The organism is Pseudoalteromonas sp. SR45-6 (assembly GCF_014163545.1).
Classification (GTDB): Bacteria; Pseudomonadota; Gammaproteobacteria; order Enterobacterales; family Alteromonadaceae; genus Pseudoalteromonas; species Pseudoalteromonas rhizosphaerae.
Map to the genome: position 1 here is coordinate 18,640 of NZ_JACJDM010000041.1, position 26,017 is coordinate 44,656.

Here is a 26,017-nt window from a genome sequence, read left to right on the forward strand (position 1 = left end):
AAAAATTAAAATCGCCGCAAATAGATTTTGTGGCGATTTTTAGTATGGAAGACAATTAAATGAAATATGCAGTATTAGCTGGGGCTTTATCACTTTTCTCAATCACCGCCGCAGCAAACCAAGCATCACTTTTAAGCTACGATTATGTTGAAGTTGGCTATACAAAAACTGACATTAAAAGCAATGATAAAACGGACCCTGACAGCCCAATGTATTCTGGCTACGATGGGTACGTTATTAATCTTAGCAAACAAATTTTTGAAAGTTGGTTCGTGACAGGCTCGTATTCTCAAAGTCGTGTTGACTATTCTAGCACTACTACATTTACATCATTTGCTCCTCTACCAGATGGCACTTATACATCTAATATGACAGATTCTTACTATGAAACAACGGATATGAGTTTAACTCGTTATAATGTTGGCTTTGGATACATTCAACATTTTTCAAGAGAAACTTCTGTTGACTATGCCCTGAAGTATGGGAAAAGTAAGGTTAAGACTGAGGAAACATTTGTACATAGACTTGAATCTGATGGTAATGTTTTTGATGTTTCAAAAACATACTATGAAGGTTCAGAAACAGCTGACTCCTTTGAAGTAACTGCACAAATTCGACATTTATTGAGCGAACAATTTGAAGTAAATGCAGGCGTTGGTTATGAACGTTTACATGGCGTAGGTGCTGGTTATGTACGTTTACATGATGCTGAAAGTGAAAATAACCTCCTGTTAAAAGCGGGTATAAATTACGCAGTCACTGAAAAAATAACGTTTGCTGCTTCCTACAGTTACACCGATGAATACGCTGACATCGCAGCAGCAGCATTTCGTTATTATTTTTAAATCGGATTTAAATAGCAGAATTGCAAACGCCACAAACTGAGTTTGTGGCGTTTTTGCTTAAGCGTTATTTTTTCACTTTTGCATTTGCGAAGGCGTCTGCAAATGCATTACCCATCATTGCATTACCGGTATCGCGTGTTGGTTTTGCAGCGCGAGGTTGCTGAGCATTGTTACGATTATTGGCTTGCGGCTTTTGACTGACTGATGGAGCAGGTTTATTGCTGGTATCAATGTCATCGTCTAAACGCATGGTAAAACTAATACGTTTACGGGCAGCGTCAACTTCCACTACTTTTACTTTTACAATATCACCTGCTTTAACTACTTCACGCGGATCAGAGATAAACTTATTAGTGATCGCTGAAATATGTACTAAACCATCTTGGTGCACACCCACATCAACAAAAGCACCAAAGTTAGCTACGTTTGAAACCACGCCTTCTAAAATCATCCCTGGCTTTAAGTCACTGATTTTTTCAACACCTGCTTTAAACTCTGCTGTTTTAAAATCAGGACGAGGGTCGCGTCCAGGTTTATCAAGTTCACTGATGATGTCGGTAACCGTTGGTAAGCCAAATTTATCATCAATGTAGTCATTGGCAACTAACTTATTCAGCAGCTCTGAGTTACCAATTAGGTTATTTACATCGAGACTATTTTGTTCACAAATGCGTTTAACGATAGGGTAAGCTTCCGGGTGAACTGATGATTTATCAAGTGGGTCGCTGCCATTACTAATTTTTAAGAAACCGGCGGCTTGTTCAAATGCTTTTGGCCCTAAACGCTCTACTTTCTTTAGCTCTGAGCGTTTAGTGAATGAACCGTTAGCATCGCGATAATTAACAATATTTTGCGCTAAGGTTTTATTTAACCCTGAAACACGCGCAAGCAATGGCACTGAGGCCATATTTAAATCTACACCTACCGAGTTCACACAATCTTCAACAACAGAAGTCAGAGTTTGCCCTAGTTGGCTTTGTGATACATCGTGCTGATATTGACCTACACCAATTGACTTAGGCTCCACTTTCACAAGTTCAGCCAGTGGATCTTGTAAGCGACGCGCAATTGAAACCGCACCACGTAACGACACATCTAAATCAGGAAACTCATTAGCAGCAAATTCTGATGCTGAATACACCGATGCGCCAGCTTCACTGACCATAATTTTATTGAGTTTTAGCTCGCTATTTGCTTTGATTAATTCAGCAACCAGTTTGTCTGATTCGCGTGAAGCGGTGCCGTTACCAATAGCGATTAGCTCGACTTTATGTTGGCGGCATAACTGCTCTAGCGTTCGTACTGATTTATCCCAATGATTTTGTGGTGCATGTGGGAAGATAGTTTGTGTGGCTAATAACTTACCAGTGCTATCAACAACGGCAATTTTACAGCCAGTGCGCAGACCAGGATCTAGGCCCAATGTTATGCGAGGCCCAGCAGGGGCAGCCATAAGTAAGTCTTTTAAGTTTTTAGCGAACACATCGATAGCGCCTGTTTCGGCTTTTTCACGCATGGCTGCTAAAAATTCGTTTTCTAAATGTAAGCCTAGCTTAATTTTCCAGGCCCACTGCACGACAGTGAGTAACCACGGGCTGGCTACTTGGTTGTTAATATCAAGGCGGTAATGATCGGCAATCATCACGGCACACATATGGGCCGGGTTTTCTGAACTTGGCTCAGGGTTGATTGTTAACTGTAGAATACCCTCGTTGCGCGCGCGCAACATAGCTAAAGCGCGGTGCGAAGGCACTTTTTTAAGCGCTTCTTGATGCTCAAAATAATCTCGGTATTTAGCGCCAGCTTGTTCTTGGCCTTTGATTAAGCTTGCTTCGATTTGGCCGTGCTGACTGATGTGACTACGAAATTTGGCGAGCAGTTTGGCATCTTCAGCAAAGCGTTCCATTAAAATAAATTTAGCGCCATCCAGAACTGCTTTTTCATCAGCAAAGCCGGCTTCTGCATTTAGGTAGCCAGCGGCTTGTTGCTCAGGATCTAAAGAAGCATCATTAAATAAAGCATTCGCTAACGGCTCAAGACCAGCTTCAATAGCAATTTGCCCCTTAGTGCGGCGCTTAGCTTTGTAAGGTAAATATAAATCTTCAAGTTCAGTCTTGCTATCCGCATTATTAATATCGGCAGCTAAGCTGGTAGTGAGTTTATCTTGCGCTTTAATCGTCGAAAGAATGAAGGCTCTACGTTCTTCCAGCTCTCTTAAATACGATAAACGCTGCTCTAACAATCGTAATTGGGTATCGTCTAAACCACCCGTTACTTCTTTACGATAGCGGGCAATAAAAGGCACTGTTGAACCTTCATCGAGTAATTTTGTAGCAGCTATAACTTGTTGCTCTTGAGCATTCAGCTCAGTGGCTAAACGTGCAGAGATATTGCTCATGCAAAAACCTTATTAAACAATTTGAAGACCAGAACGATAGTTTTGGCGTAATTAATTGCTTGAATAATATCACAGCAGGGCTTAATAAAAAGGCCTTAAAGTATGCTATTTATATACTTTAAGGCCTTTTAAAGAGGTGGTTCAATTAAACATGTATCAGTGCTTAATGAGGGTGTTCAATATGTTGCATTACTTCACTAAAACTGTGCGCGATAGGTGTGATATGTAACGGAATTTGTAATGTTTTAGCAATTTCTCGAGCTGAAATTAAACCACAAATTTCATTATGTGCGGTAGTAACCAGTAAAAACATAATACCGTTTTGTTCCATTGTTTGTAGTGCATCACCAATACAAGCATAGCTTAAGCTTTGCATACTTACGCCAGTTAAGTGGCTAAGTGGTGTCATTACATGAAGTAAGTTAACTTCGTTGCGAGGTACATTTAAGCGCTGTGCTAAAATCATAATTTTTGAGCTTTGTAGATCCGCACTAGATGCTATACCAAGTAATTTTTCTTTGTCATCTACTACTAAAATAAAGTCTGTATGTTGGCTAGTGATCTGTTTTAATGCATCAACAATGCTGGTTTCAAAATGAGCACGTAGCGGGTCTTTTTGAGTAAAATTATTGACCATTTTCAAAGCCGGAGACGTTAAATCAATTAACGGCTGAGTGTCACGGTAAGTGTGAGATAAAACGCCTTTAGAAATGTCTTGAGTACGAAGTTCTTTAAAGTTAGCCATAGTAATCACCAATTATATTATTAAATTTAATCAAGTTTTTAAGCGATAAATTAAATAAAATAAGCCGGTGGTCCACGCTGATACGCATAGCTAAAAGGTTGTACGAAAGTGGTACTCACATAAAGTGATAAAATGTTTTCAGGGAGTGGTTGAAGCACCCTGATAGAGATCCCGTCAACGTGTGTGTCTAAGTCAACGTCAAGATTAGCTTGGTCAGGAATGTCACAAGCAACATAGTTTGCGGTTGGGGATAAATGGTCGTGGTCGTCAAAACCTTGAGCAATTACAGTCAAACTCACACTCATTAAGAGTGTAAATAACACGGCATTACTTACTATGCGATGTATTACGTTTGACATAACTACTACCTTCTAATATTCAACTCAAGCGCGAAATGCTTTACTTGAGTACTTTTATTTATAGTCTACAAATTCACTTTAGACAATCAATAATTAACCTTATCTGAATAATGAGAAGCGAGGATCTATCGTTTTACTGAGGATTTATGAAGCCCCAGAGTAACTGATACTGTTAACGTACCACTCTTTTTTGCCCTGCGGAGTTGTAACATAAAACTCATCATCCACTTGTTTTTTCAATAATGCGCGCGCCATCGGCGAATCAATCGAGATATAATCTTTGCGGTCATAAATCTCATCAGGGCCAACAATGCGAAACTTCAGCACTTCACCTTGTTCATTTTCTATTTCGACCCATGCACCAAAAAACACTTTACCAGCTTGCTGCGGCGAGTAATCAATTATTTTTAGATCTGGCATGCGTTTGCGTAAATACCGCACGCGACGATCTATTTGTCTTAACAAACGTTTATTGTACTGGTAATCAGCATTTTCTGAACGGTCACCAAGGCTAGCAGCCCAGCTCACTATTTTTGTGACTTCAGGGCGTTTAACATTCCATAAGTGGTCGTGTTCTTGTTGCAGCTGTAAATACCCTTCGCGGGTGATTAAATTAGTTTTCACGTTTAAATTATTACCTTGAGAAACACCTAGGCAAGGTATAAAAATCTTGTTGGCTTGTCGAGCTGATTTTTGTTCTCGCCAGCATTTTTGTGGGCTTGAAATGTTCAGTAACAATCTAGTGACCTAATTAGTTTTTTATTATCATGTTTTTCATTTATATTAATCATAACAGTACAGAAAAATAAGAATGAAAGTGATGGGACATGAAACCACAAAAGTATTAGTCGTTGATGATGATATGCGCTTACGCAGCTTGTTAGAGCGCTACTTGGTAGAACAAGGATTTATTGTGCGTACAGCTGCTAATTCAGAACAAATGGATCGGCTGTTAGAGCGTGAAAACTTTCACTTGATGGTACTTGATTTAATGTTACCCGGTGAAGATGGCTTATCTATCTGTCAGCGGTTACGCCAAAAAGAAAATGAAATTCCAATTGTCATGTTAACTGCCAAAGGTGATGAGGTTGATCGTATTATCGGTTTAGAGCTTGGTGCTGATGATTACATCCCGAAACCATTTAACCCTCGTGAATTATTAGCGCGTATTAAAGCCATTTTGCGTCGTCGTTCAAAAGAAGTGCCAGGTGCACCGTCAGCAGAAGAAAATCATATTTCGTTTGGTGAGTTTTCGCTTAATTTAGCCACCCGTGAAATGAGCCAAGGCGACAAAACCATGTCGTTGACCAGTGGTGAGTTTGCGGTATTGAAAGCGCTTGTTACACATCCACGAGAGCCGCTTAGTCGTGATAAGTTAATGAACTTAGCGCGTGGTCGAGATTACAGTGCATTAGAGCGTAGTATCGATGTACAAGTCTCACGTTTGCGTCGCATGATCGAAGTCGATGCCGCTAATCCACGTTATATTCAAACTGTATGGGGCTTAGGTTACGTATTTGTTCCAGATGGTGAAAAATAGCCATAATGAGTATGTTTCCCAAAAGTGCATTTGGACAAACGGTGTTTTTAGTTGCGGCACTATTGTTGATCAACCAAGTAGTGTCTTACATCACGGTTAGCCTTTACGTAGTTAAGCCTACTATTGAGCAAGTTAACCTTATTCTCGCAAAACAAATCAAAACTGTGTTTATAGACTGGGAAGATGGCGTTGAAATAAGTGATGAGGTGTCTGAAAAGTTTTTTGAAATAACCGGTATCGAAGTTATGACCCAGCGCCAAGCGATGAGCGAAGGTTTGGCGCAAACTCGTGAATATTCGATGTTGTCGCGTAGTATGTCTGAGCAACTGCATGGTTCAGCCCGAGTGCGTATTAGCCAAACAGATCCGCTTGTTTATTGGGTAGAAGCGCCGCAAGCACCGGGTTACTGGGTTAAAGTACCGCTAACTGGTTTTAAAGAAAATAATCTCGAATTTCTAACCTTTTATTTATCTAGTATCGGCTTTTTAAGTGTACTCGGTGGTTGGCTGTTCGCACGTCATTTGAATCGACCTTTAAAAGCGCTGCAACAAGCGGCGGTAAAAGTAGGGGTTGGAGATTTTTCTACAAAATTAGAGGAACACGGCTCAACTGAAGTCATCGAAGTAACCCGCGCATTTAATCAAATGTCACGTGGTATAGCAGCGCTTGAGAACGATCGCCGTCTACTTATGGCTGGGGTGTCTCATGATTTACGTACGCCGCTGACGCGCATTCGCCTTGCTACCGAAATGATGTCGGATGAAGAAGATTATCTGCGTGAAGGGATCATCTACGATATTGAAGACATGAATGCCATTATTGATCAGTTTATTGAGTATTTGCGTCATCACAAACGTGAGGAGTTAGCGCTTGAAGATCTCAACGCGATAGTGTCAGAAGTGGTGCATTCAGAACAAAAACATCAACGCACTATCACTTTTAGCGAAAATCCTAGTATTAGTAACATTCCTTTAAGTATGGTGGCAATCAAGCGAGTTATTACCAACATGATTGAAAATGCAATCCGTTATTCGGATGGTGATATTGATGTTGAAACTGCGCTAAGTCGTGATAAAAAATACGCTATGGTGATTGTAAAAGATCATGGCCCAGGTATTCCTGAAAGTGAACTTGAAACGGTATTTGAACCTTTTAAACAAGGCGATGCTGCGCGAGGCAGTGAAGGTAGTGGGTTAGGGCTTGCGATCATTAAGCGCATAGTTGATATGCATGGTGGTAAAGTAAAACTGGTTAATCGCCCTGAAGGCGGTTTAAATGCTGAGGTTTATTTACCAGTCAAAGTGAGTTAGCTGTATATACTATTATATACTTTTATACTACTCGGCTGCTGTCTGCGCTGCCAAAAAGGACTGTTTGACCAGCGTTGCTCTTGAGCGTAAAAATAGCGTTTGTGATCTAAATAACGATGCCAAATCTGTTCTATTTGTTGCTGGTATAGTTTTTTAAATTGTAGCTGGCTATCGTGTTCTATTTTATTGACTATCTCGAGTTTTTTCATCAGATCGGCAAGTTGCATCGCACTTGCCATCGCATTAAAAATTCCTTGCGATGAGATTGGGTCAAAGCTCAGTGCTGCATCACCTAAAGCGGCCCATTGTTGGCCTGCAAAACACTCTAAGCGAGTGGAGTTCGCGCTGACGATACCGTGCAGTGTTATTGGCTGTTGGCATACATCGAGAATCTTCGCTTGATTGGCATAACATTGCGCATGTTGAGTAAATAACTTTGTATCACGTTGTAAGCCTTTGGTCAGCAAATCCGGATCCGTTTGAAATGCTAAAACACGACGTTGGTTTGGTAATGGTGCACTGTACCACCAGCCGTTTTGCGTGGCACAAATGCTGCCTAGTTGATTTTCAATAGTATTAGCCACGGTTGCCCAGCAAGATATTAGACGGTCATGTTGTTTGCGAGCGGTGTATTTTTTTGCAAAATGAGCCTCTCGGCCAGTGGCATCAATTACGAATTGACTCGCAATGTTGATTGTTTGCTCTTGTTGTAACTGTGTTAGTGTTATTTGCCAGCGTTGCCCTTGGTATTCGCTGTGTGCTAATTTGGCAGGCCAAATACAGCGGACACCCCGTTGCAGCGCTTTTTCGCGTAAAAAACTCTCAAATACTTGACGATCCAAGCGCCAACCTAAACCATCCGGGTTACTGAGATTATCAGTAACATAGGGTGTTGATTGGCCCCAACTTATTTGCAATCCTGCATTGTGTAAATGCTGTGGGGTAAGTACGTTGGCCACCAGTTGGTTTTCAAATTCAGTTAACAAATCTAACTGTTGTAAAATACGCCGTGCGGCAGGTGCTAAGCATTCACCAATTCGCTCTTCGGGCATCTCAGACTTATCAATCAAAGTAACTTGATATGAATCACATAAAGCAAGTGCGGCGATACAGCCTGCCACACCTGCACCAATGATCACAACATCCGTTTGTAATTCGGTCTCTTGCAGCATTGCTTTAGCGTCCTTTGTTGCGATGAAAGCGGCTCGCTTTTTCAGTAACACCTAAGTTGGTTTGACTACGATGTGAAGCATGCTCAGCCGAGAGAGTCGCTTTTGTATGCTGTATCGCTTTACTCGCTAAGTTAACTTGTGCCTCATCTTGTGGATTGTTGGGCAATATACCAACCTGCATTGCGCTAGGAAATTGTGCATCGCCTATTACGCCGATATGCGGTTGTACAATCGCAAGTTCAGCAAAGTTGTCTATCATACTATTGATTTGGTTTGTATATGTGGCAGGATTACCGTGCAGAGGTAAATCATCAAGCCAATTAGTACGATAAGCAAAAGCCTGTTGACGAGTACTGTCAGGTAATGAGGTATCAAGCACTTGTTGATAGCGGAACTGATTCATTATTTGATTTGGCACTCGAGCAGGCCAAAATGTCGGTAAAAATGGATCGTACTCAGAGCTGTAGCCATCTCTACAGCTCGCGGTATCAGTTTGCCAAGGAATAGCCATCCAGCGTGTTATCCCGCCTGCTACTTGACCACCAAATAAAGGTCCTTGCGCGAGAGTATAAACGTCGCTATTCATCACAGGACCATAATAGTAACGGTCGCTTTGTAAGTCCGCTTGGGCGTGTTTGAGTCGAAATGCCGACATATACATGCCTGCAGTTCGCATTGGCCAAGTCATTTCACAGCCCGGGTGAAATGCATCAGCAAGGCAAAACTCCATCGCGCCGCGAGTAAGTAGTTCTGGCTGCTCAGCAATTGGATAATCATCTAACGCGGTTACATTTGCATGTGCCGGACAAGCTGATTGAGGGGTGTAATCATTAATAAAATCACCTTTCACCCATTGGTCTAAAAAGCTCAACTGCAAATTTGATAGCGTTGCATGCTGGCGCACTGAGCCCGTGGGAGGAATGCTAATCGCGTCGCCATACAGCCAAGGCCATAGTTGTGGAGCTTGCGCACCGGGAACATCAAAACGACGAAAGTTATTAGACAGTGTACGGCGTAATTCCTGATAGGCAGGAGAGGGATCGCTAAGCTTTTCTAGCCATTCATTGGTGGTGTAATTAAACTGACCCCCCCAGCCAAATGCGCCAGCAAATCCGTCATTAACCCATTGTAAATCCGTCATTCGGGCAAATATGGGTTGAATGTCGTTACTAAAGGAAGGTCGCTGTGGTCTTGCCAGCATACCAGCATCTACAGCAACGTCGCGCATTAAATCCCACATGGTGCGTACTGATTTTTGCATCGGTGCATAATCCGGTGGCGCGCAAATAACCCAAGCGGGTTCTACTCTTAGCGATACCCCCTGATATACAACCTCTGCTGTAATTGGGCCATCTGAGGTGTCATCATACCAGCCTTCATTATTTGCAAAGGTAATGGCTATATCGCCGTTTACGTTGCGTGACACGCCATGACCACCGAGCATGAGTAAGCGACCGTATTGATCACTGCGCATTTCGCCTAAGTACACATCCTGATCCATAAATTGGCCAATAAACTCATGCTTAGATTTTACGTTTTTGCCGCTTATACTGTGTTTACCCCCTTTGATTAACAGCTTGCTACGATCGGCTACATTGTTATTACGCAGTAACGATGGCGGCGCATCTGCGGCTTCTGGAATATCTAAAGCAATTTGAAATTCGTACCAGCAGGCTTTTTGATTTGCTAATTCAGCATGCCAAGTAATGTCTGCATTATCGAGGGTTAGTTCTTTTATCGCTTTACCAGCGGCATTAAAACCGTAAATTCTAAACTCAGCTGCTTGGCGCTTTAATGCACCTGTTTTATCTCGGTAACTGTATTCATCAGTATGAGCTATGGGCTGCGGTTGTTGCGGGCCAATAAAGTAGCCTTTTTTACTATTACCCACGCGCATTACACCAATAGGCGGATAAATACCGGCATAAACAATACACTCAGAGTCAGTATCTTGATCTTGCTGTGGCTTAAATTCACTTAACTGTTTAGGCTCTTGTAGCTGCTGACCGTTGGCTGTATGTCGGGCATGAGCACTGGCCGCATAGGCTGACTTTCGAGCCAATGCAATGCTACCTAGAGGCTCATGGGCGGCTAAAGTACGCCAAATATTAAACGCTAAGTTATTACCAAGCTCAGCTTGACCAATCGCGGTAATATTTTGTTGTGCTAAATGCAGCCGCGCAATACATACGTATGGGCTTTCTTCACAGCTCCACACGGCTTGTGCATCATCAAGTGGCATTGTTTTTGGGTTTGTTCTTAATTGTACTTCAAAGCGAAATGTTGCACTGCCTTGACGTAAACGTCGCTGCAAATCTAAAGCGAGGTAATTATTATCGACACTTGGTGCGCCAAGTTCACAGCCTTCAGGCACTAAGAGATATTTTACAATCTGTCGTTCGCCTAATTTGAACGGTAATATTGCCCAATAATTAGCGCTTAAACAGCTTGCTTCAACTTTTTGCATAGCCTGTAAAATATTGGCTGTTTGTATGTGTTTTGGATTATTTAAATAGGCATCATAGTTTTTATCGATCACGCCTGCAGTGGTGAATTGGCACATCTGTTGCGCATTTTTGGTGAAAAATCGATCCATGTTTTGAAAAATAAAATCTGCGGTATCACCTTCGCCAATCAGCTTTGGCCCATCTACTCCAAAGAGCTTCACTGCCAATCCTAATGTGCTGTGTAAATCTGGTGATGATGCTAACGTATCACTTGAAAAGCGCACTGCACATTCGTATTCTTTGCCTGCAAAAATGCCAATTTTAAATTGTGGGTCTATATCTGGATTGATAATAAAGTGGCCGTAAGCGATGCCATGTTGCTTTCTAAATACAGCTCGTTGTGCTGGCTGTTGACCTTTTTCTATACGCGGCACTTGACCAAGGCCAACAAACATTTCAGTTAACCGCTGGCAGGCTAATTCAACATCTTTGTCATTTGACCAACATGGCACATTGTTAGCAGTTGCTAGCGTTTTAATACTGCGATTTTTGGGTTTCTTAGCCATTATTATATTCCTTATAGTATTGAAGCGGCTCTAGAGGTATTAGCTCTAAAAGTCCTTTTAAGCAAGTTCACTATTATTGAGCTGACTGCCATTTAGTTGTTTATTAGTGCTGCGTAATTTTTCAAAATTATTAAATATATGCCTCACAGCCATGCTTGGTATTCCTACTGTTACTAATTAACTAACTTTTTAATCTGTAAAAGTAGAGCAATAATGGAAATAAAACTATTACACGGTATTTCACGTGCTATTTATAGGATGTGTTAGGTATTTTCAGGGGGTGATACAACAGCGCCATCAATATAAGCATAGTTGCTTTTGGTTGCAGTAATGATGATGCCAACAGTTTAATGAGGTCATGAACTGTAGCATTGAACAATTATTTTAAGGGCTAACTCATACGTTAACATTATGAATTGGAGGTTCTTTATTTGCCGATTGTTTATCAAAAAGAAGACGCGAGAGAAACTCGCGCCTCCTATTTTCACTATCGACTTCGCGCTATTATAAAGCTTTAAATCTAATTGCTGTGCCGCCGCTGGTGGCAAGTTTAAGCGTTAACTTATCAGCAGCTGTGACTATGCGCTTTTCGATTTTTAAATCGTATGGGTTGTTTTTCCACTGCGCATTATTACCATCACGATAAATTTGTGCCTCAAACTTTTTACCTTGCTCTAAGAAGTCGAGTTTTATCTCTATGCTGCGAGCTTGCTCATCGGTTACTGCTCCTAAAAACCAGTCGTTACCAGAGTAGTTATCACGCTTACGCTCTTTGCGAGCAAACACCACGTAATCGCCAACCTCACCCGCTAGTGCGATACTTTGTTGCCAATCTGTTGGTACGTCTTGAATAAATTTAAATGCGTCCGGTTTGGCTAAATAGTTACGCGGAAGATCAGCGGCCATTTGGATTGGACTATACATTACGACATATAACGCGAGTTGTTTCGCAAGTGTGGTTTGTGGACGATTTGTATCACCACCTAATCCATTAAAACTCATATCAAAAATGCCGGGTGTAAAGTCCATTGGCCCAGCTAACATACGGGTAAAGGCGAGCATTGGAATATGCTCTGGTGGATTTGGCGGTGTGCCCCATGCATTAAACTCTTGGCCGCGAGCACCTTCGCGGGCTATCCAGTTCGGATAAGTACGGCGCAGACCTGTGTCTTTTATCGGTTCATGGGTGTTAATACTGATTTTATGTTTTGCAGCCAGTTGCACGCTGTGTAGGTATTCATTAACCATAAATTGGCCATCGTGCCACTCATGGCGAGCAATGCCGTTTTCATCAATGCGTTTGATGTTGCCGCCATCTGCTACGTAACCTGTTTTTACTTGGCTAACGTTAGATTTTTCGTACAGTGCGTAGGCGTCTTCCATCTGGTTGCGGTAGTTGGTTACGTTGCCAGACGTTTCGTGGTGGCCAATCAGCTGTACGCCTTTTTCTTTGCCATAGCGAGTTAGCTCTGCAATATCAAAGTCAGGGTAAGGTTTGGTAAAACTAAAAACATCACCATTGAAGAACCAGTCGCCATCCCAGCCAATATTCCAGCCTTCGACGAGTACCCCATCAAAACCGTATTTAGCTGCAAAATCCATGTAGCGCTTGGTTTCTTTGGTGGTCGCACCGTGCTTTTCACCGCTGCCCCAAGTGTTCTCATTGATATGCATGCCCCACCAAATACCGACATATTTACCTGGTTTAACCCACGATACATCACCGAGTTTATTTGGTTCGTTGAGGTTTAAAATAATATCTGAGTTGATCAAATCAACGGCTTTGTCACCAATTTGAATGGTGCGCCACGGAGTATTAAATGCGCCATGTTTTTTAACCGCAACACCATCAGACCAAGGCGTTAAGTCGGCTTGTAAAGTCCCTGGGCGACGTTGATTGAGCACCATCCCTGCATAATCAACTAATGCAGCTTCGTGAATGCTCACATGGACGCCATCAGCGTTTTTAAAGGTAAATGGAGTATGCGCAAGAGCAGCTTGTTGCAGTGGAGTGGTGTTATAAACATATTCATAACGGTTCCAACCACGAGCTGGGATCCACCATGCGGTGGCTTTATCCGCACCACTAATTGCAAATTCGGTTAGCTCCTTAGTGATTTCAATATTTTCAAATCCAGCTTGTTTAGGTACTTCGTAACGAAAACCGACGCCATCATTAAAAGCTCGAAAACGAACCGTGTAAGTGCCGCCTTGTGGCGCTGGCTTTTTAAACGTAACCGCGAGCTCATTATGTTTATCTATAATAGTTTGGCGTTCACCCCAAGGTTGCTGCCATTGGCTGTTATGTTGGGAGTTGTTAACGTCGGTGATTGTAAAACCTTCAGCAAAGGCGGCTTGTTGTTTAAATTCGAAGCCAAGAGCTGAATTTTCAATAACATCTTTGCCGTTAAAGCTGATTTTATAACTTGGTGTAGCTTGCTGATCCGAAATGGTTATTGTTATATTTCCGTTCGGGGATTGAATCGTCGCGTCTTTAGCAAAACAAGCACTTGAAAGTCCAAGCAGAAGTAGCAAAGGTAATCGCATAGCTGTTCCTTGAGGTGTAACCTAATTGAAGCATTTAGCATAAAGCGCAAGGGCCTAGATTACGAGATGACTGCATACGTATTCAGCTCATTAGTTAGCTTAGGTTAAATATTGAAAAATAATTAACGAGATATTTTTAACAGAATATAATTAACAAAAGATTAATCTAATTGGTTTATAATGAATGAAGTTAAATAAGAAGATATTAAAATGTTAAAGCAGACCTTCATTCTTTCATTGTGTTTAATGGTTTTTAATAGTTACGCTGGTATTATCACCATTAATGATCAACAGCAAAAACCGCTCGCTAATGCCGTCGTCTGGTTAACGCCTGCGGATAAAAGTGTTGAATTCCCCGCGCCAACTACACCCTTTATAATGACTCAAAAAGACCGGCAGTTTATTCCCCATGTGTTGGTGGTACCGCAAAATGCTCAAGTTGAGTTTCCAAATGCAGATTCAATCATGCACCACGTGTATTCGTTTTCCAAAGCTAAATCGTTTGAGCTAAAGCTATACCGAGAGCAACCACAGGATCCGATCAGTTTTGAGCAAACGGGCGTAGTTGAATTAGGCTGTAATATTCATGATTGGATGTTGGGGTATATTGTGGTGGTTGATAGTCCGTATTACGCAATGACCAATGATAAAGGACAAATTGAGCTGGCGCTTGAGGCCGGAGATTTTACACTCAATATTTGGCACTCCGAATTTAGTGACATCAGCAAAACTGAAAGCAAAGCCATTGCACTAACTAGTGCGCCGGTTGTTTATCAAATAAAACAGGCGATTATTTCTCGTGTTGCGGTGGGTGTTGATGAATTTGACGACTATGAATAAAGCTTGCTTTTACCTAGGTGTAGTGGGGCTAACATTAACGTGCAATGCTTTTGCACAAGTAAAGGGCTTAGTGCTACTAAGTGCAGTTCAGGGTGATCAATACGTAAGTTGGCAACAAGGTAGCGTAGGGCTATACCGATACGATAGTGACAATGATGGCATTGTGCTTTCTCAGGGAGTCGTTGATTTTAGGACTGATTTAACCACCGCTTGGTCAGCACATGGGGTTATTAATGCTTATCAAGATCCGCAGCCGACTTTAGGTTTTAGCCAAGCATATTTGCAATATAAGCCGCTAACAGCGAGTAACTATAAATGGCATCTGCGGGTAGGTGGTTTTTACCCGTTATTATCATTAGAAAATCCAGATATGGGCTGGCTTTCACCATATAATTACACTAACTCAGCAATAAATTCATGGATAGGTGAAGAGGTACGTACCGTTGGGGTTGAGGCCACTATCAAGCGGCCAGGGCGCAGCTTTAACAGTACCCATAGCTTTGCATTGGTTGGCGCTACATTTAAAGGTAATGATCCTGCAGGCACATTATTAGCTTGGCGTGGCTTTGCAGTGCATGACCGCCAAACGACCTTTAATGAAAGTATTGCGTTTGCGCCAATCGCTTCATTTAATAGCACCGAACTTCAGTATCAGGCAAATCAGGTCTTGCCCTTTGAGGAGGTTGATGGGCGCTTTGGTTATTATGCAGGAATTCACTGGGATTATTTAAAAAAATCACAATTTCGTTTTTATTATTACGATAATAATGGCGACCCTGCAGCACTAAATAGAAGTACTGGGCAATATGCATGGGATACTCGTTTTAGCAGCGTCGCGTGGCTATATAAATTTACTGCGAATACGCGCTTAATTGCGCAAATGATGTCGGGCACTACCGCTATGGGTGCTAAACGCGGTGTAAATAATAGCTTCTATAGTCACTTTATATTAGTAAGTCATAAAATGGCCAAGCATCGTATTTCAATGCGTTATGATTATTTTGAGGTAACCGATCATGACGACTGGCAATTTGATCCTAATGCCAGTGAAGGTGAAGGTATAACCGCGACCTGGCGCTATCAATTAACGCCGCAGTGGCAACTAGGGATTGAGGGCTCAGCATTACATAGCCAAGCAGATAATCGCATGGCGATGAATAATCCCAAAAACCTATCACAGCAACAAATTAGCTTAAATGTTCAGTGGCGCTTTTAATGGTAATTCAGATAGTTTGAACTATATTAAGTTGTGGCTGATGTTGTATTTTATGCAAAGGTGAAAAATGAACTTACAGAGTATTCGAATCAAGAGCTCGCTGCCAATTGTGTTACTTGGGATTGCGATAATAGTACTGATAGCAGGCTATACTCACTTAATTAACTTACAAAAAGATGCGTTAGAAGCACAATCTGAGCGATTTTTAAATGCTATTTCAGTAGTGGTTAATGGTGACCGTGATCTTTACCAAGCCAAAGTAGCTGAACTACACCTAGTAACCAATAAGATAGGTAATGCCGAAGAGTTGCAAGATCATCAAGAAAACGCACAGCAAGTGACCGATCGTTTTAATCAATATTTACATTTTTTATCAGCCTACCCGCAAGTAACGGCGCAGTTTACTGGCTTTGATAGTGCCTTTGAAAAATGGTTATCAGCATCAAACGCGTATATCAATGACCCACAAAACAAGCAAAAAAATCAGCAGGCTAATACTGAGTTTGCAGCGCTGCGCGATATTTTAGATAAAGCAGGTGAACAAGCTGAATTGACGTCTAAACAAGAAAAACAACAGCTGCTAGAGAAGATAACCACAACGAAACTGTTTTTACTGACTATGGTGGTGGTGCTGTTAGCCATTTCAGCTTGGTTCAGTTATATGATCCCACGTCAGTTAACGAAGCAAATGCATTACGTGACTGCGAGAATTAATGATATTGCCTCTGGTGATGGTAATTTAACAGAGCGTATTGTGGTAAAAAGCCAAGATGAATTTGCCGAGCTGGCAACGGCATTTAATCGCTTTTTAGATAATTTGCAGCAATTGATCCGTGATATTTTAGGCCAATCTAATGAGCTTAACCATTTAGGAACTGATTTAAGCCAGTTCGCAAATCAAAATAATCAGATCACTCAAAAACTCAGCCAAGCATCTGAATCAATTGTCAGTGCGGTTCATCAAATGAGTGTTGCTAGTCGCGAAGTAGCTAATGTGGCGCAGCAGTCATCAAAAGAAGCCGATAACTCACAGCACCTGGCTAAGCAAGGTTTAACGGCTGTGGCTAATTCGAGTGATAAAATAGTCGCGCTATCTGAAAATATGGAACATGCCAGTAACAAATCAACCGAACTGCAACAAAGCTCTGATAATATAGCTAAAGTGCTGGAAGTGATCCGCGCGATTGCAGAGCAAACTAATCTACTTGCGTTAAATGCTGCTATCGAAGCGGCGCGTGCTGGCGAACAAGGGCGGGGGTTTGCGGTGGTCGCCGATGAAGTACGCACCTTGGCAACGCGCACTCAAGAAAGTACCAACGATATTCAAAAAATGGTTGAGCAGTTTGCCAATAGTGTCGAGCAGTCTTTAACGGCAATTAATGGTGGCAAACGCTTTGCAGATGAAGCCGTAGCCTCGTTTACGCAAACCAATGATGTGCTTAATGCGATGCAAGAGTCATCAGTAAAAGTGAATGATATGGCTATGCAAACAGCCCAAGCTACCGATGAGCAAACCGCAGTAGCGGAAGAAATAAGTCATAATTTATCGTCATTGAACGAGCAAACCATGCAAGGTGGCGAGCTGGCACGTTCAACCGAAGAAGTCGCGGTAAGAATGAATCAATTAACCGATGAATTAAACCGCCTATTGCAGCGCTTTAAAGTTTAATTGTTTGCTGTAGGCAATAAAAAAGGGTTCGATAGAACCCTTTTTTGCGTTGTTAGTATCTAATACCAATCGACTTAAATATTTAACCATTCTAGCGCGCTAAATAAAGCGCTAACTGCGTTAGTAATTTTTCATGTACGACTGCATGGATGCAAGAGGTAGAGCAATGCAGGAGCAATTGCCGAGAACAACTACATGTCAAAATCTCTGCCTTGTTACCACTGTATTTTTCTGTCGCTATAAATGGTCAGTAACTTAAAACGATTGGTATAACGTTTACTTTTTTTCGAAAGCGCGCTTCATAAAGTTTGGTGTTGCTAATGCGCCATGGTGAATACCATTATTGTAATACTCTGTAGTTTGCGCAAGCTCTGCTGCTGCGTCTTCTCTAAAACCAGCGAATGCTTCATCTTTACGAGCAAGTGTTACTGACCATAAGCCACTTGGGTAAATAGGTTGTGGGAATGGCAGTGTTTGTAAGTCGTTAAAGCCTACATCAGTCATCGCATCGCGCATTTCAACCAGTAATGGCATATGCATAAGCGGTGATTCACTTTGTTGGACCATAATGCCGCCAGGGCGTAGTGCATTTAAACAGCTCGTGTAAAAGGCATGGTTAAACAAACCTTCACCTGGACCGACTGGATCAGTGCCATCAACAATCACGATATCGATTGATTCTGCTGCAGCTTCACGCATGTATTTAATACCGTCGTCAAACATTACTGTAGCGCGAGGATCTTGGTTTGCTTCACATAACTCAGGGAAGTATTTAAGTGACATTTGCGTCACTACTTCATCGATATCGATTTGTGTAACAGACTCAACGCCCGGGTGCTTGAGTACCTCACGTAAAGTGCCGCAGTCACCACCACCAATAATAACTACATTTTTTGGGTTTGGGTGTGCAAGTAGTGCAGGGTGGCTGATCATTTCATGGTAAAAAAAGTTTTCACGGCTAGTTACCATAGTACAACCGTCAATAATCATTAGATTACCGAAGTCTGTTGTCTCGTACATTTCGACTTTTTGAAAAGGCGATTGCTGTTCTTCTAGCTTTTTGTTGATGCGCATAGAAAACGCACTGCCGTCACGTTCACTGATTTCTGTAAACCATTTACTTTGATCTAAATTTGCCATGTCGCTAGTTACACTTTTGAGTTGAGTATGAAAAAGGGGCAATTCTGCCAGTGCTTGGCGTTTTGCTCAATGAAATTTTATCAGTATAGCGAATATATTTTATCTTAGCTTTGGCTTAAAGGTCATTTTTTGTTAGCGTAGAGGGTTATGACGTACTAAAATGCGTGATTCCGCGAAACTTGTTAACTATAGAAGAATTTGCCATGACTTGGGGTTTAGATACAGCACGCTCTACATATAACGTTGCTCATTGGAGCGATGGTTACTTTGATATTAATAGCCAAGGTGAGCTGGTTGCTTTCCCAGATGGCGATCAAACGAAAGCCGCTATTTCATTAACCGAGTTAACGGAACAATTTAAAAAGCAGGGTTTAACGTTACCAGTATTAGTACGCTTTACCGATATCTTGCAAAATCGTGTAGATACTATGACCAGCGCATTTAGTAGCGCGCGCAATGCCCGTGCCTACCAAGGTCAATATACTTGCGTATATCCGATCAAAGTAAATCAGCAGCGTTCAGTAGTAAGTAAGTTATTGGCGCACCCGAGTGGCTTAGTCGGTTTAGAAGCCGGTTCAAAACCTGAGTTAATGGCGATTTTAGGTGTGGCAAAACAACCGATCACTATTGTTTGTAATGGATACAAAGACAGTGAGTTTTTACGTTTAGCATGTATTGGCCAAGCGATGGGCCATAAAGTTAAAATCGTAGTTGAAAAGCTATCTGAGTTAACAACGTTATTAGCCGAGATTGAAGATCTAGGCATCGAGCCTGCCATTGGTATTCGCATCCGTTTAAACTCAGTGGGTAAAGGGAAGTGGCAAAATACCGGTGGCGAAAAAGGTAAATTTGGCTTAACAGCTGGGCAAGTATTAACGGCCGTTGAAGTACTCAAAAAACACAATAAGTTGCATTTAATGCAAATGGTGCATTTTCATATAGGCTCACAAATTGCCAATATTCGCGATATTCATCGTGCTTTACGTGAATGTTCACGCCACTTTGCAGAATTAAGCCAGCTAGGTGTGCCATTAAATACCGTTGATGTAGGTGGTGGTTTAGGCGTTGATTACGAAGGTTCTGGCTCGCGCAGTGCCTGTTCAATGAACTACACAGTAGAGGAATATGCTCGTAATGTGGTGAATGCGTTTGCTGAAGTGTGCGAACAGCATGACTTAGCGCATCCGGCTATTATTACTGAATCAGGCCGTGCGTTAACTGCTCACCACGCAGTGTTGATCACCGATGTGATTGATGTTGAGCAAGCACCAAATCACAGCAACCCTAGTGCACCTGAGCCAAATAGTGCGTTAGTGTTAGATGAAATGTGGCAATGTTTACAGCGTTTAAACCCGCGTATGGCATTAGAAATTTACCATGATGCAATGCACTTATTTAGTGAAGCGCACGACCAATACGTACATGGTTTAGTAAGTATGTTGGAGTGGGCGAAAATAGAGCAGCTGTATTTTACTATTTTGCATCGCGTGCGAGCGTCATTAAGCAATGCGCGTGCTCACCGTGAAGTACTGGATGATTTAAACGAAAAATTAGCCGACAAATTATTTGTGAATTTTTCATTGTTTCAGTCATTGCCTGATGTCTGGGGGATCCAGCAATTATTCCCGGTAATGCCGATTGAAAACCTTGATAAGCCGTTAACGCAACGCGCTATCATTCAAGATATTACCTGTGACTCAGATGGGCAAATTCGTGAATATGTTGAGGGAGCAGGGATCGAAACAAGCTTACCTATTCCACAATATGTACCTGGGCAACAATACCACATTGCGATGTTTATGGTGGGAGCTTACCAGGAGATTTTAGGTGATCTACATAACTTATTTGGTGATACTGATTCAGTCCATGTAGAGCTCACGGAACAAGGTTATCAACTAACCAATGCGATCAAGGGTGATAGCGTTAAGGATGTATTAAAGTTTGTTGATTATGATAGCGATATTTTCTCGGATAACTTTGCTACCACAGTACAGCAACTCGACATTAGTGACTCTATTAAGCAGCAGTATTTAGCTGAGCTAAATGCGGGCCTTGAAGGGTATACATATTTTGAAGATTAATTGCGATACTCTTGTATCGCATTCTAAATTGCCGAACAGTTTTAATGAAAGGAATTAAGTAGTAATGTCTTGGATCCGTTGTGTTTTTAGTATTTTCTTTTACACCATAAATACACTAATTTGGTTTGTTCCCATTTTTATTTGTGGCCTAATTAAACTTACCCCTATCAAACCCTTACAAAAGTTAATGAGTTGGACAGCTAAGCAATGCGCCTCTATTTGGGTTACGTTTAATACGTTAAATCAAAAGTTATTAACACCAACCAAGCTAAGTGTTACCGGCCTTGAAGAGCTCAAACTAAAAGACTGGTACTTAGTGATTGCCAATCATCAGAGCTGGGTGGACATTTTAGTTTTACAGCGTGTGTTTAATCGTAAAATTCCATTTTTAAACTTCTTTTTGAAAAAAGAATTGATATACGTTCCTGTTCTGGGGCTATGTTGGTGGGCGCTCGACTTCCCTTTTATGACTCGTACCAGCAAAAGCCAATTAAAAAAGAATCCTAAATTACGTGGTAAAGATTTAGAAACAACCCGTAAAGCCTGTGAAAAGTTCAAAGAAATGCCGGTGAGTGTGGTTAACTTCGTTGAAGGTACTCGCTTTACAGCGCAAAAACATTCGCGCCAAAATAGCCCGTTTCCTCATTTACTCAAACCTAAAGCGGGTGGGGTGGCGTTTGTGATGCAAGCTATGGGTGAGCAAATCTCTAAAGTGGTAAATGTCACTATTCAGTATCCTGAGGGCATTCCTACGTTTATGGATTTTGCCAGTGGACGAGTAAAACAAATTAATATTTATGTAGAAGTGATGCCGGTAAGCCAAGAGTTGATAGGTGATTACACGGGAGATTCTGAATTTAGAGTACGTTTTCAATCAGAATTAAATCGCTTATGGCAAGAGAAAGAACAACAGCTTAGCGAGTTTGAGCAAAAACTTAAGTCATAGTCGCAAATGCTAATAGGTAACGGCCCAAATCAGTACTGTTAAGCTTGTATTGGTTTTGGGTTTGTTACAGTGTTAAGCAACAATCAATATAGCTAAAATGACTGTTATTGAGCCTCCCGCAGCAAGGAATTAGAATTATCATGACGACTCCAACTCATTTACAGCAATTTGTGCAGCCTTGGTTTCAGGGTATGCCTGACACAGTATTATTCAGTTCTCTTACAGCCACTGCAATTGGAGTGTTCTCGCTGTTAGTGGTGTATTTATTTACCCGCCGTTTAATGCTACCAGGTATTCAAAAGGTGGTGACTAAACTTTCTCCTGAGCGAATTGGGCTATTGGCGCCTATGCTGACAAAACTTAATCGTCGTTTTGCCGGGATGTTGTGCTGTGTATTATTCTTAGCAACATTTGATAGTGTTTATCCAGTTACTGAATTTGCTGCTGAAGTGCTGAAGACGATTGGCCAAACTTTATTAATTATTCATGTTGGCTTTATCATCAGCAGCATAGTAAGTATTGCAGGTGGCATTTATAACCAACTAGAGTTTGCTCGCGAAGTGCCGATTCAAGGGCTGATCCAAGTAGTAAAACTTATTACCTTTATGATTTGTGTGATTTTGATTGTCAGTATCGTACTGGAAAAATCGCCAACCTATATTCTTTCAGGCTTCGGGGCAATTGCTGCGGTGACCTTGTTAGTATTCAAAGACACTATATTAGGTTTTGTAGCCAGCATTCAAATTGCAGCAAATCGTTTAGTAACCTATGGTGATTGGATCCAAGTAGATAACTATGGTGCTGACGGCGAAGTAATTGACCTTGGGTTAAATACCGTAAAAGTACGAAACTGGGATAACACTATCACCACTATCCCCACTTATATGCTGGTGGCCGGCTCATTTAAAAACTGGCGTGGTATGCAAGAATCTGGAGGTCGTCGGATCAAGCGCTCACTCAATATAGATATGAATAGCATTCGTTTAGCTGATGACGAGCTGACTAAAACGATTTCTCAAACTATCGCGTTAAAAGAATATATTAAGATGAATACCTTACCTGATCCGGTATCAAATTTAGGGTTATTTCGTCGTTATGCTGAAGGATATTTAAAGCAGCACAGTAAAATAAACACGTCACTGACATTAATGGTGCGGGAGTTACAACCGTTAAATCATGGCCTACCGATAGAGTTTTATTGTTTTAGTGAAGATAAGCGCTGGATATCGTACGAGCATCTGCAAGCAGAGATCATGGATCATCTACTTGCGGTATTACCTATTTTTGACCTACGCGCTTATCAAAGTGTCTCGGGGCAATTTAGTCCTGCAGCAATCACCCCAACCGCTATTAAACCTACCATTAAAGTGGCAAATAATACTGAAGTAGGCCAAGGCTAACAAATACGATTAATAGCCACCAAATAGGTGGCTTTGCTAACCTTAGCCATGCAAAAGCTGCAACAACAATCACAATATGCCAAATGTTGTGAACTGCGGATGTCCAAATTGGTGAATACAATGCAGCCGCTAAAAAACCCACCACAGCGGCATTAAGCGCGGCAATACAGCTGGCAAAGCGGGGGCGTTCAGATAATTGCAGCCAGCTTTTTTGAAATGCTAACATTAATAAAAAACCAGGAGTAAAAATCAGTAAGGTTGCAATCACCGCACCAACAAGCGGCTGCTCGCTATTAAGCTCTGCGCCTAAATAACTAGCAATGGTGAACATTGGCCCAGGCACCGCTTGTGCGCTGGCGTAAGCTGATAAAAATTGCTCAGTGTTTAAACTTGGTAAGCCAGCTTGAAGTATCGGCAATACCACATGACCGCCGCCAAAAACCATAGCCCCAGCTTGATAAAAGGGTGCAAAATCTGCAAATTGAGAACCTAGTGGGACAAAGCTCACTAGCAATAATAGTGCAAATAGAATGAGTGCAGGCCAGTTAACTGTGCGCTGCTTAGTTGCTGTTTGATTACTTTGAGCTAGATTAAGCAATGGCCATATTGCGCCAATAGCAGCGGCTGCTAATAGAACCAATATTTGACTGCTCAGGCTCGGTAATAAGATCAGCACTAAGGTACTTAACATAGCAAGCGCTTTGAGTACCCAGCTAGTACAAAAGCTTTTTGCCATACTCAGTGTAGCATCGGCCACAATTACTACGGCAAATAGTTTTAAACCGGCAACTATTGCAAAGTAAATAGCATCAAATTGGTGGGCGCTAATCGCTAATAAAGCCATGATCAAAAAGGAAGGTAAGGTAAAGCCAACAAAAGCAGCAATACCGCCTAATACGCCTGCTCGCTCCACACCAATAGCAAAACCCACTTGGCTAGACCCAGGTCCAGGCAGAGCCTGACTAAGACTGATTAGTTGTGCATAACGTTGAGCATTGAGCCATTGCAAGTTATCAACAAAATGACGTTTAAAATAACCTAAATGTGCAGCTGGCCCGCCAAAGCTCATGCAACCAAGTAAAAAAAACTGCTTAAAAATAGCTAGTAACATGAATTCTCTCGTTTCTTATTGCCATAACAGCTTAGTATGACAAAATTTCGTGACAATTTTATGGTTTTTAATCTTTGTACCTGTCTACAATGTAAAAAAGGCTTTGTTAAAGTTAAGTAGTTATGCGATTTATTTTTTATATTTTTATAATTTTTGCCTTTATAAACTATGCCTATGCTGCAAATGAACCTAATGCGGCTGTGCAAAAAATATCGTTAGCCGTGGATCATGCACCACCGTATAGCCAAATTAATCAAAATGGTGAAGTATCAGGCGCGATTGTTGATATTTTTCGGGAGATGAAAAAGCAACTTCCTTTTAAGTTAGAGCTGGTTGGTTGCCCATTTTCACGCTGTGTAAGAATGTTAGAGCAAGGCGAAGTTAATGCGATGGGAGGTTTGATCCTCACACCTATGCGTCAGCAAGTAATGCAATTTGTAACCCCACCTTATATGGTTTTAACCTCGTCATTTGTATTTTATGCACGCGAAGATAGCCAATTACAAATCAACAACTATGACGATTTATATGGTAAAAAAATTGCGATTATGCGAGGTGCCGTACATTTTAAACGTTTTGATGAAGACGATGAACTGACTAAAATAGCTGTTTTAACAGAAAGCACAGCTATTAACCTATTATTGAAAGGGCGTGCAGATTTAGTTATTGCCGTTGAAGATACCGCGGATCATGCTATGAGTGTGCTGAATCAGCCAGCCAATAAACTAGTTAAAATGCGGTATCGTTTTAATGACATAATCTATGGTTATCTCGCTTTAAGTAAACAGTTTTCAGTAACCCCATTAGCGCAGCGGGTTGATGCGCTAATGAAAACAATGGCTGCCACTGGTCAGCTAAATACATTAATTGCTCCCTATGAACTTCCTCCTCTTAACGAGCAAGCGCTGAGCTTTTAACATCTTCTTCATATTTCGTTCATTACAATGTTTGCATACTAGCTGTTAATGAAAGAATTAATAACCAAGGAAATACCATGACTTTAACCAAACCATTACTAACAGCGACTATTGTTGGATTATTATTAACGGGTTGTGAGACTACCAACACAGGAATGGGAGCTGGTATTGGTGCAGCTACAGGCGCAGTACTTGGTAAGGCAACCGGAGATCATGATGATAAACGTATCTTCATTGGTGCCGCTATTGGCGCGCTAGCCGGCGCTGCGGTTGGTGACTATATGGATAAACAAGAAGCGGCTTTTCGTGATGAGTTAGCCGGCTCCGGTGTTGAAGTTGTGCGTGAAGGCGATAACTTACGTTTAGTGATGCCAGCTAATATAACTTTTGCCACCGATCAATCGTATATTTCATCTGGCTTTCATAACACCCTTGATGCTATTGCTAAAGTGATGAATAAGTACGAAAAAACTTATTTAAGTATTGAAGGCCATACCGATAGCACAGGTAAAGATAGCTACAACATGACGTTATCGCAACAGCGTGCGCAGAGTGTGAAAGGTTACTTAGTGAATCAGCAAATTCTAGCTGGGCGTATTAGTACACGTGGTTACGGCGAAACTCGCCCAATTGCCAGCAATGACAGCGCCAACGGCCGCGCGCAAAACCGCCGCGTGGAAGTTCAAATTGTACCAAATACTAAAGGTTAATGTTTTATCTCAATCATTTGCTACCTAAGCAAATGATTGAGATTATTTACCGCTTACC

The 26,017-nt window shown here is 41.6% G+C and carries 20 protein-coding genes; 11 read left to right on the forward strand and 9 right to left on the reverse strand.

The features are described 5' to 3' along the window. Positions 1 to 59 precede the first annotated feature (59 nt). Positions 60 to 845: an outer membrane beta-barrel protein gene (locus tag H5158_RS16175; RefSeq protein WP_182740428.1), complete on the forward strand. Its 786-nt coding sequence runs from the start codon at positions 60 to 62 to the stop codon at positions 843 to 845. 64 nt (positions 846 to 909) lie between these two features. Here the strand turns inward: H5158_RS16175 and H5158_RS16180 are convergent, their stop codons facing one another. The 4 genes from H5158_RS16180 to greB all read right to left on the reverse strand — a co-directional run bounded on the left by H5158_RS16180 (position 910) and on the right by greB (position 4,971). Continuing rightward, positions 910 to 3,243 (reverse strand): Tex family protein, encoded by a 2,334-nt coding sequence (locus H5158_RS16180; protein WP_145242535.1) that lies wholly within the window; start codon positions 3,241 to 3,243, stop codon positions 910 to 912. Between the two features lie 163 nt (positions 3,244 to 3,406). Continuing rightward, the gene (locus tag H5158_RS16185; RefSeq protein WP_145242533.1) at positions 3,407 to 3,988 is read right to left on the reverse strand and encodes a CBS domain-containing protein; all 582 of its coding nucleotides are present in this window, start codon (positions 3,986 to 3,988) and stop codon (positions 3,407 to 3,409) included. A gap of 50 nt (positions 3,989 to 4,038) precedes the next feature. Continuing rightward, complete coding sequence (locus tag H5158_RS16190; RefSeq protein ID WP_145242531.1) at positions 4,039 to 4,347, reverse strand: hypothetical protein; 309 nt, start codon at positions 4,345 to 4,347, stop codon at positions 4,039 to 4,041. A gap of 144 nt (positions 4,348 to 4,491) precedes the next feature. Then, complete coding sequence (greB, locus tag H5158_RS16195) at positions 4,492 to 4,971, reverse strand: transcription elongation factor GreB (protein ID WP_182719096.1); 480 nt, start codon at positions 4,969 to 4,971, stop codon at positions 4,492 to 4,494. Positions 4,972 to 5,167: 196 nt separating this feature from the next. Between greB and ompR the strand changes: the two genes are divergently transcribed. Beyond that, positions 5,168 to 5,887 (forward strand): two-component system response regulator OmpR, encoded by a 720-nt coding sequence (gene ompR / locus H5158_RS16200; RefSeq protein ID WP_145242004.1) that lies wholly within the window; start codon positions 5,168 to 5,170, stop codon positions 5,885 to 5,887. Positions 5,888 to 5,892: 5 nt separating this feature from the next. Continuing rightward, the gene (gene envZ / locus H5158_RS16205; protein WP_145242002.1) at positions 5,893 to 7,197 is read left to right on the forward strand and encodes a two-component system sensor histidine kinase EnvZ; all 1,305 of its coding nucleotides are present in this window, start codon (positions 5,893 to 5,895) and stop codon (positions 7,195 to 7,197) included. Here envZ and H5158_RS16210 read toward each other — a convergent pair. From H5158_RS16210 to H5158_RS16220, 3 genes are all read right to left on the reverse strand, one after another. Beyond that, entirely contained in the window at positions 7,194 to 8,369 is a 1,176-nt protein-coding gene (locus H5158_RS16210; RefSeq protein ID WP_182740429.1) for a tryptophan 7-halogenase, read from the reverse strand. The genes envZ and H5158_RS16210 overlap by 4 nt on opposite strands. A gap of 4 nt (positions 8,370 to 8,373) precedes the next feature. Continuing rightward, on the reverse strand, positions 8,374 to 11,382 hold the full coding sequence (locus tag H5158_RS16215; protein ID WP_182740430.1) for a LodA/GoxA family CTQ-dependent oxidase: 3,009 nt from the start codon (positions 11,380 to 11,382) through the stop codon (positions 8,374 to 8,376). 504 nt (positions 11,383 to 11,886) lie between these two features. Next, complete coding sequence (locus H5158_RS16220; protein ID WP_182719099.1) at positions 11,887 to 13,929, reverse strand: glycoside hydrolase family 97 protein; 2,043 nt, start codon at positions 13,927 to 13,929, stop codon at positions 11,887 to 11,889. Positions 13,930 to 14,139: 210 nt separating this feature from the next. Between H5158_RS16220 and H5158_RS16225 the strand changes: the two genes are divergently transcribed. The 3 genes from H5158_RS16225 (at position 14,140) to H5158_RS16235 (ending at position 17,654) form a co-directional block, all read left to right on the forward strand. Then, positions 14,140 to 14,769 (forward strand): methylamine utilization protein, encoded by a 630-nt coding sequence (locus tag H5158_RS16225; RefSeq protein WP_182719100.1) that lies wholly within the window; start codon positions 14,140 to 14,142, stop codon positions 14,767 to 14,769. Continuing rightward, positions 14,762 to 15,985, forward strand: a complete 1,224-nt coding sequence (locus tag H5158_RS16230) for a hypothetical protein (protein ID WP_182740434.1) — start codon at positions 14,762 to 14,764, stop codon at positions 15,983 to 15,985. Before H5158_RS16225 ends, H5158_RS16230 begins: the two co-directional genes overlap by 8 nt. Before the next feature lie 67 nt (positions 15,986 to 16,052). Beyond that, on the forward strand, positions 16,053 to 17,654 hold the full coding sequence (locus tag H5158_RS16235; RefSeq protein ID WP_182740431.1) for a methyl-accepting chemotaxis protein: 1,602 nt from the start codon (positions 16,053 to 16,055) through the stop codon (positions 17,652 to 17,654). 276 nt (positions 17,655 to 17,930) lie between these two features. On the opposite strand, the gene speE is transcribed toward H5158_RS16235, so the two are convergent. Then, entirely contained in the window at positions 17,931 to 18,794 is an 864-nt protein-coding gene (gene speE, locus H5158_RS16240; protein WP_145241990.1) for a polyamine aminopropyltransferase, read from the reverse strand. Between the two features lie 203 nt (positions 18,795 to 18,997). Between speE and speA the strand changes: the two genes are divergently transcribed. From speA to H5158_RS16255, 3 genes are all read left to right on the forward strand, one after another. Continuing rightward, positions 18,998 to 20,875, forward strand: coding sequence for a biosynthetic arginine decarboxylase (speA, locus tag H5158_RS16245; RefSeq protein ID WP_145241988.1), 1,878 nt, complete (start codon positions 18,998 to 19,000; stop codon positions 20,873 to 20,875). A 64-nt stretch (positions 20,876 to 20,939) separates the two neighbouring features. Next, positions 20,940 to 21,821 (forward strand): acyltransferase, encoded by an 882-nt coding sequence (locus tag H5158_RS16250; RefSeq protein ID WP_182740432.1) that lies wholly within the window; start codon positions 20,940 to 20,942, stop codon positions 21,819 to 21,821. A gap of 140 nt (positions 21,822 to 21,961) precedes the next feature. After that, entirely contained in the window at positions 21,962 to 23,221 is a 1,260-nt protein-coding gene (locus H5158_RS16255) for a mechanosensitive ion channel family protein (RefSeq protein WP_145241985.1), read from the forward strand. On the opposite strand, the gene chrA is transcribed toward H5158_RS16255, so the two are convergent. Continuing rightward, positions 23,184 to 24,332 (reverse strand): chromate efflux transporter, encoded by a 1,149-nt coding sequence (gene chrA / locus H5158_RS16260; RefSeq protein ID WP_149983071.1) that lies wholly within the window; start codon positions 24,330 to 24,332, stop codon positions 23,184 to 23,186. The genes H5158_RS16255 and chrA overlap by 38 nt on opposite strands. Before the next feature lie 122 nt (positions 24,333 to 24,454). Between chrA and H5158_RS16265 the strand changes: the two genes are divergently transcribed. Together H5158_RS16265 and H5158_RS16270 are read left to right on the forward strand one after the other, a co-directional pair. Then, entirely contained in the window at positions 24,455 to 25,249 is a 795-nt protein-coding gene (locus H5158_RS16265) for an ABC transporter substrate-binding protein (protein WP_182740433.1), read from the forward strand. A gap of 77 nt (positions 25,250 to 25,326) precedes the next feature. Continuing rightward, positions 25,327 to 25,959, forward strand: coding sequence for an OmpA family protein (locus tag H5158_RS16270; protein ID WP_149983073.1), 633 nt, complete (start codon positions 25,327 to 25,329; stop codon positions 25,957 to 25,959). The last annotated feature ends 58 nt before the right edge of the window (positions 25,960 to 26,017 follow it).